12 protein-coding genes and 1 tRNA gene are annotated in these 15,564 nt (G+C 56.9%); 6 read left to right on the forward strand and 7 right to left on the reverse strand.

Annotation, left to right across the window (positions count from 1 at the left end):
• Window positions 1-122 precede the first annotated feature (122 nt).
• Complete coding sequence (gene ubiA, locus ACVOL0_RS10530; protein ID WP_303747878.1) at window positions 123-1,016, reverse strand: 4-hydroxybenzoate octaprenyltransferase; 894 nt, start codon at window positions 1,014-1,016, stop codon at window positions 123-125.
• 126 nt (window positions 1,017-1,142) lie between these two features.
• Between ubiA and ACVOL0_RS10535 the strand changes: the two genes are divergently transcribed.
• The 5 genes from ACVOL0_RS10535 to ACVOL0_RS10555 all read left to right on the forward strand — a co-directional run bounded on the left by ACVOL0_RS10535 (window position 1,143) and on the right by ACVOL0_RS10555 (window position 6,371).
• A tRNA-Arg gene (locus ACVOL0_RS10535) sits at window positions 1,143-1,219 on the forward strand.
• 162 nt (window positions 1,220-1,381) lie between these two features.
• Window positions 1,382-2,560 (forward strand): tyrosine-type recombinase/integrase, encoded by a 1,179-nt coding sequence (locus tag ACVOL0_RS10540; RefSeq protein ID WP_481529638.1) that lies wholly within the window; start codon window positions 1,382-1,384, stop codon window positions 2,558-2,560.
• A 71-nt stretch (window positions 2,561-2,631) separates the two neighbouring features.
• Window positions 2,632-2,859 (forward strand): hypothetical protein, encoded by a 228-nt coding sequence (locus ACVOL0_RS10545; RefSeq protein WP_481529637.1) that lies wholly within the window; start codon window positions 2,632-2,634, stop codon window positions 2,857-2,859.
• Between the two features lie 373 nt (window positions 2,860-3,232).
• Complete coding sequence (locus ACVOL0_RS10550) at window positions 3,233-4,939, forward strand: ATP-dependent nuclease (RefSeq protein WP_449368399.1); 1,707 nt, start codon at window positions 3,233-3,235, stop codon at window positions 4,937-4,939.
• On the forward strand, window positions 4,932-6,371 hold the full coding sequence (locus tag ACVOL0_RS10555) for a UvrD-helicase domain-containing protein (protein ID WP_481529636.1): 1,440 nt from the start codon (window positions 4,932-4,934) through the stop codon (window positions 6,369-6,371). The genes ACVOL0_RS10550 and ACVOL0_RS10555 overlap by 8 nt, the downstream gene beginning before the upstream one ends.
• 150 nt (window positions 6,372-6,521) lie before the next feature.
• Here ACVOL0_RS10555 and ACVOL0_RS10560 read toward each other — a convergent pair whose 3' ends face one another.
• The 6 genes from ACVOL0_RS10560 to ACVOL0_RS10585 all read right to left on the reverse strand — a co-directional run bounded on the left by ACVOL0_RS10560 (window position 6,522) and on the right by ACVOL0_RS10585 (window position 14,205).
• A complete protein-coding gene (locus ACVOL0_RS10560) occupies window positions 6,522-8,009 on the reverse strand; it encodes a hypothetical protein (RefSeq protein ID WP_481529635.1) in 1,488 nt (495 codons plus the stop codon).
• Complete coding sequence (locus ACVOL0_RS10565; protein WP_481549053.1) at window positions 8,006-8,293, reverse strand: hypothetical protein; 288 nt, start codon at window positions 8,291-8,293, stop codon at window positions 8,006-8,008. Before ACVOL0_RS10565 ends, ACVOL0_RS10560 begins: the two co-directional genes overlap by 4 nt.
• A gap of 638 nt (window positions 8,294-8,931) precedes the next feature.
• Complete coding sequence (locus ACVOL0_RS10570) at window positions 8,932-10,566, reverse strand: hypothetical protein (RefSeq protein ID WP_481549057.1); 1,635 nt, start codon at window positions 10,564-10,566, stop codon at window positions 8,932-8,934.
• Window positions 10,500-12,464 (reverse strand): DUF3732 domain-containing protein, encoded by a 1,965-nt coding sequence (locus ACVOL0_RS10575; protein WP_481549054.1) that lies wholly within the window; start codon window positions 12,462-12,464, stop codon window positions 10,500-10,502. Before ACVOL0_RS10575 ends, ACVOL0_RS10570 begins: the two co-directional genes overlap by 67 nt.
• Complete coding sequence (locus ACVOL0_RS10580; RefSeq protein ID WP_481549055.1) at window positions 12,461-12,985, reverse strand: three component ABC system middle component; 525 nt, start codon at window positions 12,983-12,985, stop codon at window positions 12,461-12,463. Before ACVOL0_RS10580 ends, ACVOL0_RS10575 begins: the two co-directional genes overlap by 4 nt.
• Entirely contained in the window at window positions 12,982-14,205 is a 1,224-nt protein-coding gene (locus ACVOL0_RS10585; protein ID WP_481529630.1) for an ABC-three component system protein, read from the reverse strand. Before ACVOL0_RS10585 ends, ACVOL0_RS10580 begins: the two co-directional genes overlap by 4 nt.
• Before the next feature lie 807 nt (window positions 14,206-15,012).
• Here ACVOL0_RS10585 and ACVOL0_RS10590 point away from each other — a divergent pair.
• Window positions 15,013-15,564, forward strand: a 552-nt coding sequence (locus tag ACVOL0_RS10590) for a DUF932 domain-containing protein (protein WP_481549056.1), incomplete at its 3' end; no start/stop codon positions are given.

Consider the following 15,564-nt stretch of genomic DNA (forward strand, 5'->3'; position numbering starts at 1 on the left):
CAATGTCCGATGGCACAGCCCTCTCTGGATCTGATGGACTATCTGCTTCGCGGCTTACGCCGCTCCTACAACAGGACAACGGCACCGCAATAGAGAAACGGCCCGCAATGCGGGCCGTTTCTTCAATCCAGATACTGGCTGGCGACAATGCCGGCAAACAACACCGCGCCGACCCAGTTGTTGTGCAGGAAGGCCTTGAAGCAGGGCTCACGTTCTCGGTCGCGGCATAGCCAGAACTCGTAAACCACCAAGGCCATCGCCACGCCGATGCCGGCCCAATAGGCCCACCCCAAGCCCGCGCGCTGCCCGACCAAGGCCATCGCAGCAAAGAACAGTGCGTACAGGATGCCCTGGATGACCAGGTCCAGATCGCCGAACAGGATGGCGGTGGAATGCGAGCCCACCTTCAGATCATCGTCGCGGTCGACCATGGCGTACCAGGTGTCATAGGCGGTGGACCAGAGGATGTTGGCGGCGTACAGCACCCAGCCCAGCGGCGGAACCTCGCCCTGGATGGCGGCGAAGGCCATCGGGATGCCCCAGCCGAAGGCCATGCCCAGATACACCTGAGGCAGATGCGTGTAGCGCTTCAGGTAGGGGTAGCTGGCGGCCAGGAACACGCCGATGAAGCTCAGCGCGATGGTCAAGGCATTCAGGGTCAGCACCAGCGCGAACGCCACCAGCATCAAGCCGGCGAACAGCATAAGCGCCGCGCGGCCGGAGATCGCGCCGGTGGCCAGCGGGCGGTCCTTGGTGCGTTTGACGTGCGGGTCAAGCCAGCGGTCGGCGTAGTCATTGATCACGCAGCCGGCCGAGCGGGTCAGCCAGACGCCGGCACTGAACACGAACAGTATCCACAGCGGTGGCAGGCCGTCGGCAGCCAGCCACAGCGCCCACCAGGTGGGCCACAGCAGCAGCAAGGTGCCGATCGGGCGGTCGGCGCGCATCAATTTCCAGTAGTGCCCGAACCGCGAAGTGCCAGCTGCGGTGGACGGTGTAGTTGGGAGACGGCTCATGCGTAAAGGTTACCAGCTGGGCCGGTTTTTCCAGCCCAACTGCAGCGATCCATGGGTGGGGGCAGACCTGCGGATGCTTTTGCCGTTAGAATGCGCGTCCGCCCGGCTCGCCGGTCGGAGCACAATGCGCCCGTAGCTCAGCCGGATAGAGTAGTGGCTTCCGAAGCCATTGGTCGGGGGTTCGAATCCCTCCGGGCGCGCCAGATTGAAGTCCGAGCATGTTTCAGGATGTCCAAAACCCCGGAGAAATCTGGGGTTTTTCTTTGTCCGTGGTCCAGTCAGGTCCGGGGGCATCTATTGCAATCCGGGGCATCCGGGGGCAAGTTCGGGGGCATCCAGACCCCCGAAATGCGGACATGCCCCCAATGGCCCTGACTGACATCCAAGTACGTAAAGCCAAGCCTGTTGAGAAACCCCAGCGACTCTTCGATGGGGGAGGGCTCTACCTTGAGGTCACCCCAGCGGGTGGCAAGCTTTGGCGGTGGAAGTATCGCGTTGCTGGAAAGGAAAAGCGGCTGGCCTTAGGTTCATACCCGGAGGTGAGCTTGGCTGAAGCCCGTGAGAAGCACATGGCGGCGCGAAAGACTTTGGCTAACGGCATTGACCCTGGTGAGCAGCGGAAGCTCGAAAAGCTGGTTCGCAGCGGAGGCTCTGAGAACAGCTTTGGGGCGATCGCGTTGGAGCTTCTTGCTATGCGAGCCAAGAAGAACGCTAAATCCACGGCTGTAAGGAACGGAAGGATCATTGAGAAGGATCTCAATCCTTACATTGGTGATAGGCCGATCAATGAGATTTCCGCTGTCGAACTGCTTGCAGTGCTGCGAAAGATGGAGAAGAGGGGGGCGGTGGAGACGGCGCATCGAGCGCGTGGTATTGCAGGAATGGTTTTCCGGTACGCCATCGCTACAGGCAGGGCAGAGCGAAATCCTGCTGTTGACCTGATCGGCGCGTTGGAAGCGCCTCAAACGAAGCACTTCGCCAGCTTGACGGAGCCATCCGCGGTTGCGCCGCTTCTACGTGCCATTTGGGGTTACGAAGGTAGTGCCATAGTAACCGCCGCGTTGAAGCTCTCGCCGTTGCTATTTCCCCGCCCAGGCGAGCTGCGTAGCGCACGCTGGGCTGATATTGACCTTGATGCGGCGGAGTGGCGCTATGTCGCTACCAAGACCGACACACCGCACATTGTTCCGTTGTCCAAGCAAGCAATTGAAGTTCTCACTGAGCTGCGCCCTCTCTCCGGCCGGGGCCAGTACGTTTTCCCGAGCCTTCATGGGAAAGGACGTCCGATGAGCGAGAACACGATAAATGCGGCCATACGCCGGATGGGGTTTGACTCAAAAACCATGACGGGGCATGGGTTCCGTGCAATGGCGCGGACTATTCTTGATGAGGTATTAGGGTTCCGTCCCGACTACATCGAGCATCAGCTTGCTCATGCGGTTCGTGACCCCAATGGACGCGCCTACAACCGCACTGCTCACTTGGGTGAGCGTCGCAAGATGATGCAGGAATGGGCAGACTATTTGGACAAGCTGCGAGCTTAAAAGATTGCCTTGTGCCCAATGTCGCGTTGCCGCGTGGCGCAATTCGAACAGCGGTCTGCCGGAGTTTTTAGATGATTGTTTTTGTTCGGTTAGTCAATGAAGGCGTCGAAGTGTTCCGCCCGGTGGATGCTAAGCGAGTTTCCGATCACGTGTTTGAAATCATTGATGAGTGGCAGGGTCTGGACGAGGTTTGGGAATTCAATCATGGTGATAGTGTGCTCTGTGTTGAACATACCTTCCAGGATGGCTCGCAAGGTCTCCTTGCGGTTTCAGCTGTTCCATCTGGCATCACCAATTGATGTGTCTGTTTCTCGATACGCCCTGTTGAAGCGCTGTGAGCATCTTCTCCTGCTCCTACGACTTCATGCGACCCGTTGCGGCCATTCGTGGCTCGGTGGCCAATGTCTGCTGCGCAGAGATTGCAGTCAGCCTGTAGTCTTGCGTCAGCGCCCGCTATCGGTCGCACTTCGGTCATTCCGCTAGCACCAAAGATTTTGCCGCTCGCTCTTCAAAAATCAGTAGAATTCGCTTGCATTCCCCCTGCGGATACTCGGCGTGACGAGATGTATCTATGATGGGGCATAGGGCGAAGAGACGTTCCGTGCTGTGCTTGGGGAAGCATTGATCGGGAGTAGCCCAGTTCATAGGTGATGTTCTGGAGGACCTTGCTCGGTGAAGATCAGAAAAGTAAAAATCCAGAACTTTCGAGGAGTGAAAGAACTTGACTGGAGCCTCCCCAATGCCGACATCTTCTGCCTGATTGGTAAAGGTGATTCTTCCAAGTCCACGATCTTGGAGGCCATCAGATATGCCTTCCATCCCCAGTGGAACCTGACCCTCAGCGACTCTGATTTTCACCAGTGCAAGGTCGCCGACTCAATCGTCATTGAAGTCACCATCGGGGCCTTAACCGAAGCGTTCTGCTCGTTGGACAAGTACGGTCTGTACCTCCGTGGCTGGGATTCAGCGACGCTCAAACTCACTGACGAGCCTGAAGATCACTTGGAGGGTGTCTTGACCGTGCGGCTGACGGTCGACAAGGATCTTGAGCCCAAGTGGGTGGTTGTCTGTGATCGACACCCTGACGGTGTTCCGTTCAAGCAGGGCGACAGGAACAAGGTTAGCGTTGGTCTCATCGGTGCCTACAGCGAGAAGCAGCTTTCGTGGGCTACAGGCACGGCGTTGGCAAAGCTCACTGAGGCACAGAGTCTGAACGAGCTGCTGGCAACTGCCTCTCGCACGGCCAGAGCCTCCTTGGATGCCAATCGGCCTGTCACCCTCAAGAACTTCGATACTGCGGCTGAGAAATCGCAGGAGATTGCGAAGCTGTTGGGGGTGCCGGTGTCAGACGCCTACAAGGCTCACCTCGATCTGGCTTCTATCAACCTGAAAGTTGGTGGGTTAGCGCTCCATGACGGTGACATCCCTCTTCGTCAACTAGGTCTGGGGTCTCGGCGAATGCTGCTGTGCGGTATTCAAAAGATGGGTTTGGAAGAGGGCCACATCACGTTGTTTGACGAGGTGGAGTTTGGCTTGGAGCCGCACAGAATCACCCGTCTTATCAAGCACGTCCGAGAGGACAAGCGAGGTCAATACTTCCTCACCACGCACTCGCCCACGGTCCTGCGAGAACTGACTGTCAAAGAGCTATACGTAGTGCATAGCAAGGGTGGGGTAGTGCAGATCACTTCCGCAGCGAAGGACGGTCTGGAACAGCTTGAAGTGCAAGGAAAGATTCGGTCCAGCACTGAAGCGTTCTTGGCGAAAAAGGTGGTGGTCTGTGAGGGCGCTACCGAAGTTGGATTCGTGCGAGGATTTGACGATCACCAAGTCGGCAAGGGCAAGGACCCTCTGTCCTATCACGGCGTTGCCCTTCTGGACGCGAAGGGTGCCAGCAAGATCAAGGGCTTAGCAAAGGCGTTCAAGTCGCTCGGCTATGATGTTTCAGTGCTTGCAGATGCAGACGCTGAAGATCAGTTCTCTATGGCGGACGCTGCCGCGCTTGTGAAATTGGGTGTCTCGGTCCACATGTGGAGCGACAAGCTCTCCTTGGAAGAACGAGCACTCCAAGATTTGCCTTGGGACAGCGTACTGTTCAGCTTGAGGCTTGCTCAAGATGAGTTGGGCTTTGCTGTCTATGATCAGGTGCGCTCCAAGTTTCAAGAGGCGCTTGACCAGGACATCGCTAAGTGGGCTGATGGTGCGAAGCTGCGGACCGTGATTGGGGTTGCAGCTAAGAAGGGCGGCTGGTTCAAAGACACCACGCGGGGCGATCAGTGGTTCAAAGTCGTGAGCCCTGCGTTCAACGACGCCGCATTCTCAAGGAGGGACTTGGCAGTCAAACTGGGGGCGCTTTGGACTTGGGCAGAGCATGTCTGAGGAATTGGCCCTCAAGCTCAACGACTTCACTACCAAGGGGTATGTGATCGCGCCGGCCGGCTACGGCAAGACGCACCTCATTGCCATGGCAGTGAAAGCTGCCAGCAAGAAGCAACTGATCTTGACCCACACCTTCGCGGGTGTGAACTCCATCAAGGCCAAGATGACGGCTCTTGGCGTGCCGTCTTCCAAGTACCAGATTGACACGATTGCGAGCTGGTCGCTGCGGCTCTGTTTGGCCTATCCGAAGAATTCCGGTTGGAAGGTAGAGCACCCCACAAGCAAGCAGTGGAAGAAGCTCTACGAGTGCTGTTCTGGGCTACTGGGGAAGCAGTTCCTTCGCCGCGTCGTCGCTGCCACCTACGCCGGCGTCTACGTGGATGAGTACCAGGACTGCTCGGATATGCAGCATGGCCTTGTCTGTGTCTTTGCTGAGTTCATGCCCTGCCGAATCTTGGGCGATCCGATGCAGGCCATCTTCGACTTTGGTGGTGACGAAGGCAAACCCGTTGATTGGACGGTAAGTGTCTATCCGACGTTTACCTGCCTCGGTCAGCTAGATACTCCGTGGCGCTGGAAGACAACAGGTGACCCGAAGCTTGGGGATTGGCTCAAGAAGGCGAGAGAGGCCCTGGAAAAGGGTCAAAAGATCGATCTTTCAAATGGCCTGCCTGCATGTGTGAAACGTGCCCATACGCCCCCAGAATTCCTGGCGTCAAAGCAGTACTCCTCTCTCATGGACTTACTTGGGAATCACGATAGTGTGATTGCTCTGCATGGTGGCGATCAGCAGTCCAAGAACAAGACCCATCTGTTAGCAAGAACCATGGGTGGAAAGTTTTCTTCCATTGAAGAGGTTGAGGGCAAGGATCTTCACTCGTTCATCAAGAAGCTTGTTGCAGCCCAAACAACCCAGCAGGGCTTCCTCCTAGCTTTGGCTTTTTCCAAGAAGTGCTTCACTGGTATAGGGGACATTTTGACGGCCGGGACGAAGAAAGGTGAGGTCGCAAAGCAGAGCAAAGTCACCAAGTACCCGTTGGTCCTTCATGCTGCCAATGCCTATCTGAACAGCCCAACAAGTGCTCACCTTAGAGCATTCTTCTTGGCGTTAAAGGACAACCCTAAAACGTCAGCCTACCGTCGTGACCTGCTGTATCGCTTTCTCAACGTTCTGAAGATTCACATTGACGGTGGCGGTGCGACACTGGTTGACGCGGCAAACCTGTACCAACGTGAAATGAGGCGCACGGGAAGGCCCATCAGCCACCGTAAGCTCATCGGTACAACGTTACTGGTGAAAGGGCTTGAGTATGACCATGCAGTCATTCTCGATGCAGACACTCTGGACGCGAAGGATCTGTATGTTGCAATAACCCGTGGCGCCAAGACCCTGACGATAATTGGCGAGAAGCGGTACCTGCCGGTATGGTGAATCGGCTAAGTTTTCCTAGATAACCCAAGGTAGCGTTAGGTCATGCTCAGAATTCTGCAGAAGCCTCAGCGCAATGACTGCTCTGGGTATATCTCAGCAGTCATTGGTTTTTGCTGATTTGAACGACAGCATCCGGCCAAAAGCGGTCTTTCAACAACTTGGTGGCAGGTATAGAGGCAGGGGCACGGCGGCTAGCTCTTGCCGATTTACTGTGTCCTTGGTGGTAAGCCCGAGCCACTGTGCTGGAAGAGCGCTACGATCCGGCCCGAATCGCACGATCACGATCTCGGCATGCAATGTCATGCCATTCGAAAAAGTCAGCGTCTGCATGGCACTGTTATTCTGCGCGGAAGTGAGCGTCACGTTCCGGGTTACCTCCAGAAAAGGGGATACGCCCGCACCGACTGCCTTCTTCGTGCATTGCTCTAGCAGGTGCACCAGGAAGCGGTTGAGCGCATAAGCCTTGGAAAAGCACGCATCCTTGATGCACAGGTGCACGCTGCTCACGTCCTTGCGCAAGCTGGAAAGCACAGCCAGCTTGACGTACTGATCTCCCGCGAGCGATGTGGCCAGTTTTTGATAGGCGGCGTCGAGGATGGGTAGCTCCTGGTTACGGAAAGGATCCGTCGCCGTCCAGATAGCGTTGAGCCCATGCTGTGCCTCCATGGCTTGGATATCAGCCAGCGCCTCGGGCAATACCTTGTTCGTGTCCTTGGCCAAGAGCCGATCCCAAGTGGCGAGAGGATGGTCGTCAATCGTCGCCGCTCGAAGCGCATCTTGCAGGCCACCATCGCCACCGCCGATCACTACCACTCGCGGCGGTGAGGACAGGCCACAATAAGGTTTTCGAATGTCGTCATTCGCCCAGAAGGCGTTTCCCTGCAGCAAGACGTTACCGCTGCTGTCAGTGACGATGTTGTTCTCCGCTCCCATGCCCGCAGCCAGTAGCACGAAACGTGGTATCAGCGGGGTGTATGGCTTATGGCTTCCACCCCAAGGAGTGCCGCCATAAATGGTGACCGCACGCGTGTGCTTGCGTGGATGTCGCTTTTCCGCGATACACCGTTCGGTTTCGAGCCAATGCTTGACGTCTCGATTGGTTGCGAGGCTGTTGATCCCTACCTGTAGCCTAAGTCGGCCGCCCGAATTGGCGATGGCCTGCTTGAGGATCGGCTCCCAATCCTTGACAAGATCATCTGGATTGGCCGGGAAGCTGGTGCTGAATGGCAACGCCGTCGGTTTGCCAGCAGCCCAAGGAAACAGCGCCTCATTCACTGGCGGAGGCATTTCTTGGCAGCCATGTACTGCCAGTGGCCATTCGTACATGTACGGACCCACGTATCGCGTGGCAACACCGCGCTGCAACCGGAAAGGCGCATCTACCGAAGCATCGACGATTTGGACCTCCACACGGTGGCGCGCAAGCACCATGCCCGCCACGACGCCAGCAACCCCGGCACCGACGATCAGCGCCTGTTGGCCGGGCTGGAATTGGTTGCCCGCCACAAGTGCTTCCGCAAGCGCCACGGCGCGATGGATCTGATCGCGCATGCTGACGTGATGCAAATTGCTCGACAGGTCAAAGAGGTTCGGTCCGACCTTGTAGGCCAACAGCGGTAGCGCTGAGACACTGATCATCCGTGAGCTCCTTCTTCCGGAAGTCCGGCGCTGAATGCAGCGTCAAGTAAGGCATCCTGCGCGTCATCGGATAGGCAGAACAGTACGCTGTGCCCAAGGATCTCGGACAATCCCGCCCCGCCGCCGTCACCGGACTGCGGTCCGGTGGGTCCTCCAGGTGTACCACCTTCATCGCCACCACCGTCAAAGCTTGGCGAGGGCAAATCGTTGTCAGGCAAGATGCGACCGTCGCTCCCAATTGACAGCACGCCGATTTCCGCGAGGCCGGCGAGCACTTCTTCCATTTGCTCAAGTCTCTCTGGGCCTACTAAGTTCTTCCCTTCCTTCGACCGCATGTTCTCGCGCTCCACCTCAAGCAGTCGGAGCAGGTCGCGAGCCGTTCGGGCCTGTCCGTTCCTGACGAATTTCAGGACGTGGTAGACGTAGCTGTGTCGAAGAGCCAATGCGTTCCCCTGGGTCGTAGGTTGCCCCCTGACGGGGGCCGTAAATCAAATACTAGTCGGAAAGACGCCATAGCGCTTTCAATGGCCGATGCATGCTTCGTCCCGCCCAGTACTAATTTGGCGCCTATGAGCTAACCATGATCCGTGGGGGTGCATCGCAAATATGCAAGCGGGGCAACATAAGCGAAGCCCTTCGAGCATGTCTCATCTCGAATGGCTGTTACGGGTCGCATGACGCCCTGCGGCCAGGATGAGTCGCTCGTGATCGACGTGCTGGACCTCCGCTTCGGGTCGGCAGCTGCCGTCAGCACCTATCAATGCCAAATGACTTCACGTGCTGGAGCGGGTTCAAGGTCATGGCACCGAAGGTTCCGGTCCCGATAGCCTTGTCCCGCTGCGGCTGGGGCTTCTCCTTGTATAGGGGGTTTCAGCCACCATCTCGCTGGGCGGCTTACAGGCATGAAGCCCACTGCGCGCAACTAGGCAAATCGCGCACCGAACTCATTGATCTCGCGATATGCCATGACGCGAGGGTTCTTGGTTGCCAAGGGGAACTTGCTGACCACGACGTGCTTCACGGAGCTTAGGCCAAACTTGTCCAAGAGGAGATGTTGACGGGCCTCATCCTTCTCTAGGGCTTTGGCGTAGGATCTATCCAAGCTCCTGTTGTAGCGTAGGAACAGCTTCTGATTCTGCTCCATGCGAGCCAGATCTAGAAGATTGTTCTTGCATTGTACGTTGTAGATGATGCCATCCTTGAGTGCGATCACATCGAACTCCTGGCACTGAATCCGCTTGACCTGCTGAATATTGAAGTCCTGATCGGCCAATGCATTCCTCACCAGCGTCTCGAAGTTGAAGCCAGCGCGTATCTGAAAGCGCTTGACTCGGTTGAGGCAGACGGTCGCCCACTTCAACGCAAACCTCGAAAGCAAGGTCACCGTGGTTACTGCATTTCCGCCCACGATAATGAAGGGAGCGAACGAGTTTACGGCCTCTTCGAAGCTGTCACCTGCGTACACGAGCTCTCGCCGCGCGGTTGTCGAAAGCGCACAAAGACTCATGAGGGAGTTGAGCTCAGACTGGCTGATCCGGATGTGATAGTTGTCCTGAGCACGCTCGCTGCACGCGACGATGAACCTGGCCATTGGGCTGAACTCCGTCGTTCCTAACGCAAACTCGGCGTACATGGCCTCCATTGTCATGAGGTCATTACATAACTCCGCTGCGGAGAAGATCTGACCCTTGGGAACGGAAAGGCGACCCTGAAGTTTGCCAGAGTCGATCTTGTCGCGTTGCACCTCGGTCATGGACAGCCTGTCGGGCTCCAGGTAAATCTCATCGAGCGTGTCGAAGGAGTAGTTTCCATGACACATGGTGGGTCCTGCCGTCAGCACAAAGTCATCGTGCATCTTCGCGAGAAGTAGTTTGCGATACAGAGTGGTCAGCCCGACACAACTCATCTCGACGATGGGGAGAAACTGATTCAACGCATCTAACGGCTGCACCCTCTGCGCACCCTTGCAGTAGCTGGGCATGCAATACAGGAACGCTAACATCTGACGGCGACGGGATTGAAGATAATCAAGCGCCCCATCGACACTGCGGAGTTTCTCTCCGCACGGAAATCCCCGCTTGCGAATGCCATCGCCAACGACGGCAATCATGGTCAACGTACGGAGGTATCGATCAACAACAGGCGGAGCAAGTTCCGTTAGCAGCATTGTCCTAATCTGGAGGCGATGCGCCAAAAGCCAGTTGGGGTCATCGAGCCTAATCGCTCCCAGCTGGTAGACGAGGTTTTCAACTTCGAGCCCGAACATCGGGATGTTGATGAACTCCTCAATGCCACGCCAAGTCTCTATCCACGCAGATGTTGCGCTGCCGACCTCAAAAGAAGCCAAGACGCGTCGGATTCCACCCGCATGCTGGTCGATCTGACTTACAAGGAGTTCCTCGGCGTCAGCGCCGGACAGTTCCTGAAATGTAGTATCCATACCTTCCTCAATCCCCAGCTCAACTTCCTTCATCGTCCCCGAACTACGGCTTATGAGGAACTCAGCCTTCTCTGCTGCGGCCAATCCTCTGGGACCAGTGCCGGTGGTTTGACCCAAGGATTCTCCACGAGCGCATCCTGGAACCACTGGTCTCGTAGATTCGCGTGCTCAGTAACGATCAGCTGGAACCCTGGTGCATCCTCTCGCGTGAATTTATAGAGCAGATCGAACAGGCGCCGCACCGCCACCATGTCGGCGTCAGCTTCCGTCCTCTGGATAGAACCGTCCGCCTGCTCGTAGACCTGTTCGGAAGGAAAGTAGACTTGCGTCGGCTGGTCGATCAACAAGAAGCGCGGGATGGGTCGATTGTTCTTGGCCGCAAACAGATGCAAGGCAAGTAGCGCCGACAGGTGATATGCCAGATGATTCTCACCGCCGCCGGTCCTACTCATCGGCACCGGCCGCTCTGGCCGATCAATCACGACAGTGAGGTTCATCAGGTCAAACCGGGCCGGAAACTCGCAGAACTCCGCGTCGAACTTGCGGATGTACTGCGAAACTTGGCTTGAGATGATGTTGAGGATCGAGCTAAGTCGATCACTACTATCATCGGCACCAATGCTCTCTTGCAGGGCCTCAATCGTCGACCTGAGGCGGCGCTGCTCAGCTTGGAGCCTCGCGAGTTCATCGTCCGGAGTGAGGTTCTCCAGAAACAGGCTTACGCGACCCACTACCCGTGCCGCTGCCGCGTTACGCGTGCCCATCGTCGCTATCATTTCATTTGCCGCGATGGCTCCGGCAAGCTCGGCTTCCTTCTCCCTGATCGAACCTGCAACCCCTCTCAGCTCCTCGTCCAGCCCCTTTTGGTAGGCATCGAGCTTGGGACGCTGACCAGTAGCGATCAAAAGTTCAGCATCGAGGGACTCAAGCTCCTTGAGGAGCACCTTCGCAACCGGTGATTCAAGCGCCAGATTCCGCTCGCTGAAGGGCCACTGCCACTCTCCAGTCGCGGGATTCCTCGGCAATGCCTTGATGGAGGACAGACGATCGCGCTGTTCGGCAGCTTCAGTCTCGTAACCACTCGCACGCTTCGCGAAACGACGGGCCGCATCGATTCGGCTCTGAACGTCACCCCGATCCTTCCGGAGCGCCTCGATTTCTTGTTCCAGTGCAGAAGTTCTGCTTCCGTCATCCTCGGAAGCCTGCTCAGGCTTCCACCGGAGCGCGCTCTTGAGGATTTCGATCAGCCGATCAGCGTCGGCTCCCTCGATGTTGTCACTGAGCACCCCCACCGCCTTAGCTTCTGAGTAGAGGCTGATGGCTCGCTCGTGAGAGGTGTTGATAGCCTCTCTTGCCTGCTCCAGCAGTTTCGCATTGAGCCTTAGCTCGCGCTGCACGACACGCAACTTCGCTTCGAGTTCATAACGATCGTTGGATGAGATACCCAAGAGTATTGGAAGAGTGTCGCGGATCGCTTGGGGCTGGAACTGCTCGTTCTGTCGGTAGAAGAGCTGATCCTTGTTAGCTACCAATCCTTGCTTCTGGAATAGGTAGTAGAACGTATGTTTTACGTTCGCCTCAAAGCTGTCACGACTTTGATCAATCGGGACATCGGTCTGGTTGGTCGGAATACCCAGTAGGCGAGACAGGAGGTCTACAACTGCCTCATCATCGGTGTTTTCGCTCAGCTCCTCAAATGCGGGAGCCTTAAGGTCGCTCCCCAGGCGCACCATTGCCGTACTGCAGCTCGCACCGCCACCGCGCGGCGTGGGCTTGGCTACAAGCACCTGCTCTCGATCAAAATGGTAGATCACGGCGAACCACGCAACCTTGTCTCGGATGATGCCTTCCGGAACATTGAAGGTCGACCTTCCCATGCAGTACTCCACGATCTCCGACAGGGCGGACTTGCCGGTGGAGGACCTGCCGGTGATGACATTGAGGCCATTTACCTTGAATTCCAGGTCGCGGCGCTGCCCGTCGTGGCTGTAGATATGGATGGACTTGATCTTCATGGACGGATTCCGAAAGTCGTGTAGATGGTTACGCGGTCGGCGATGGTTGCGAACTCCTTGCCCACGAACCGTGCTACGCGCTGAGAGGCAATGGTCTCCGCGGTTCCCTTGGTGTCGACAGTCTTTCGCAGTGTCTTGTCCACAGTGCGGATCCTGCCGTCATCGGAGACAGTGATGCAGCCTCGCTCCATCATTAGGCCGAATGCTTCCAAGGCATAAGGAAGCATGGCGGTCGCCCTCTCCGCGAAGCCGACGTGTACCTGGGGATTCTTTTCAGCCACCTTGAGCAAGTAGCCACGTGCCCATGCGGCCAAGGATTCGCGCGAGTATTTGTGTAGGCACAGGGGAAGGATAAGCAGCGTCAACGAATAGGGCATGCCCCGGTCATCATTCTCTTCAAAGCCCTGAAGAGCGCGGAAAAGAATCAGACCGCAGAACGCTGGATTGAAGAGGTTCCTGATCTCGAAGGGACGCTCGTCCCAGGGCTTGATCTGAATGGTACCTTGTACTTGGGCATTCATGCGGTCACCTCCAGTGCCTTACCTACGCGGCTAAGGAATCGCGGGTGCCAATAGACTCTTGGTTCAGGCGCATTGGCCAGGATGTGGTAGTTGCCACGCGTGACGTAGGGTTCGGTGACGCGCTCTCGGATACGCAGTGATTGAATCTTTCCGCTCTCAAGGTCCGCCCATTTGTACAGCTCTTTCCCCGCACGCTTCAGCGCGTCTTCCGCACTGTGCTCGTCCAGCTCCTCGAAGACCACGTCCTTGAAACGCCTCCACTCATCGACAAGCCTATCCTCGTAGCCTTCGATCTCACCGGACACAAGAAGGTGTTCACGTGCCCATTCGGAGCGCTGCGCGAATGCGCGATAGAAGTCGAGGATGGCGCTGTAGATTCGGTCTCGCGAGATGCCAATCTCCTTCAGCTGCCGCACGAATTGTCGCGAGTCGCCATCGATGTCTATGTCCTCCTCGGGCATCTTGCCCGCGAAGGTGATGGGGAGATTGTCGGATCTGTACTCCTCGGACAGGGAAAACAGCTTTTCTGAGATCTCGGCACCGACTACAGCCTCCGTCCTTGCGCCGGTCAGCAGCAGGATGACCTGTTCATTCCACCACCCTTCCAGCCGCTCAAACACGGCGCTCCTATGCGGGGGACGGATGATTCGCATGGACGGCCCTTCCTTGATCAACGTTGGAATGTCATCAATTCGTGGACTGCGGTCGAGGATCAGGATGCGCGCAAGAAAGTCATTCTTTTCGACATCGCTAAGCTCGTTGAACTCCTTTTCGATCTTCCCGATAAGTTCTGACTTCGACTTGGCAAGAGCTTCTTCAGCTTGCTCTCGCGGCGTCTTCAAGGTGGCCACACCTGGAGTCTTGCAAGCCAGGAAGCTTGTAAGGAACGAACCTGCAGCGACCTCATCGGTCGTGAACAGGAAGAACTTCAAATTTGACTTGGCGCGTCCATCTCGCTTGTACCTAGCAAGCCAGATACGCACGGACTTCCAGAAGTCCGTGGATAGATCAGTCAGGCGTTCGCCGATAGCCTTGTGCTTGAGCGAGGCGAGCGACTTTCCGCCATCGCCGTCTTCGAAGTCTACGTCGTCGTCCTTTTCAAAGAGGACGGTGGTGGCTTCCGGCAGCAGGAGCATCTGATGCAGGGCCAGTCGTCCTTGATAGATGTATCCCAACCCCTGCTCACCGGCAGCGTACTTGTCGCTAGATGACTCAACCATGCCCAAGTCCTTTCCTTGATTCTCGGCTTGCAGGTATGACGGAATAGCAGGGGCGGATGCTTCTTCCTTCGCATCGTGTCCTGTTGTGGCTTCATTGTCCCTGTGACTATGGCCGCAGTCACCTCCCCACTCGGCTGTCGCCAGCGATGGTAGCAAATCGCAGGGAGACAATGTCTCTCCCCGCATTCCATAGATATGATGGGTCGTCTGGCCTGCTTCTATAATGCGGGGCATGGCTTGCAACTATGATGGCACCGGCTCAGGCGTGGGGCTTCTAGTTCCATGCCTGTTAGAGTCACGCAAGCGCTGGCCATGCTCATCCAAAGGGCGGCGAAGCGCAGTACTGCTAGTCATACCTGATGACACAATTTGGATGAGTTTGGAGTCCGACTGGAATCCGAAAAAGAGTTGCTCGGGAAATTCGACCGACCGAACTGATGCCCGCTTCAGGCCGGTAGCCGTCGGTTGCCATGTCAGGCATAACTGTCGAGCGGTTGCGTTGCACCCTTTGATTAGAACTGATTTCAGACCCTTAGTACTACGCTGAAGCAGGATCCCCCTGCTTTGCGTGTGCGCCGCGCATCGGCGTATCGCTTCGAGTACTAAGCATGAAAGATAAATCCGAGTTCCTCTACTGCGTCTTCATCGTGGCTGCGGCCATCTTGTCGGCCGTAGCCCGTTGTTCGTTTACCCGCCCCGACCAGTTCGGTCGGGACTCTTACGACTAACCCCCCAATCCAGATAGACCCACAAGGCCCGGCATCGTCCGGGCCTTGTGCGTTAAGCCGTCTATGAAAGGAGACCGAGATGCATCACGTTGAAACCATGGCCTATGCAGGCCAAGTCCCATGGCATGGCATCGGAAGCCAGCTGGCTCCAGGGCAGTCCATTGAAGTATGGCGCGAGCGCGCCGGCATGAATTGGTCCTTGGAGGAAGCCGAAGTGCGATTCGCCGCCGAGGCTGAAGATCAGTATCCGGTGCGGGCGTTCCCCGGGCAGAAGGTGCTTTATCGCTCTGACACCAAGCGACCGTTGGCCGTGGTGTCCAAGCGCTATCAAGTCGTCCAGCCGCGGGAGATCCTCGAGTTCTACCGCGACCTGACGCGGTACAGCGGCTTTGAGCTGGAAACGGCAGGCGTTCTTCGCGGCGGGCGGAAGTTCTGGGCATTGGCCCGTACGGGGCAGGGTGTGGCCCTAAAGGGACAGGATCAGGTCAATGGCTATCTTCTTCTGGCTACGGCCTGTGATGGAACGCTGGCTACCACCGCCCAGTTCACCTCAGTTCGCGTGGTGTGTAACAACACCCTGCAGATCGCTGTTGGGGATCGAACCGGAGCCATCAAGGTCCCGCACCGCAGT

It is taken from the genome of Stenotrophomonas sp. STEN021 (assembly GCF_056760175.1).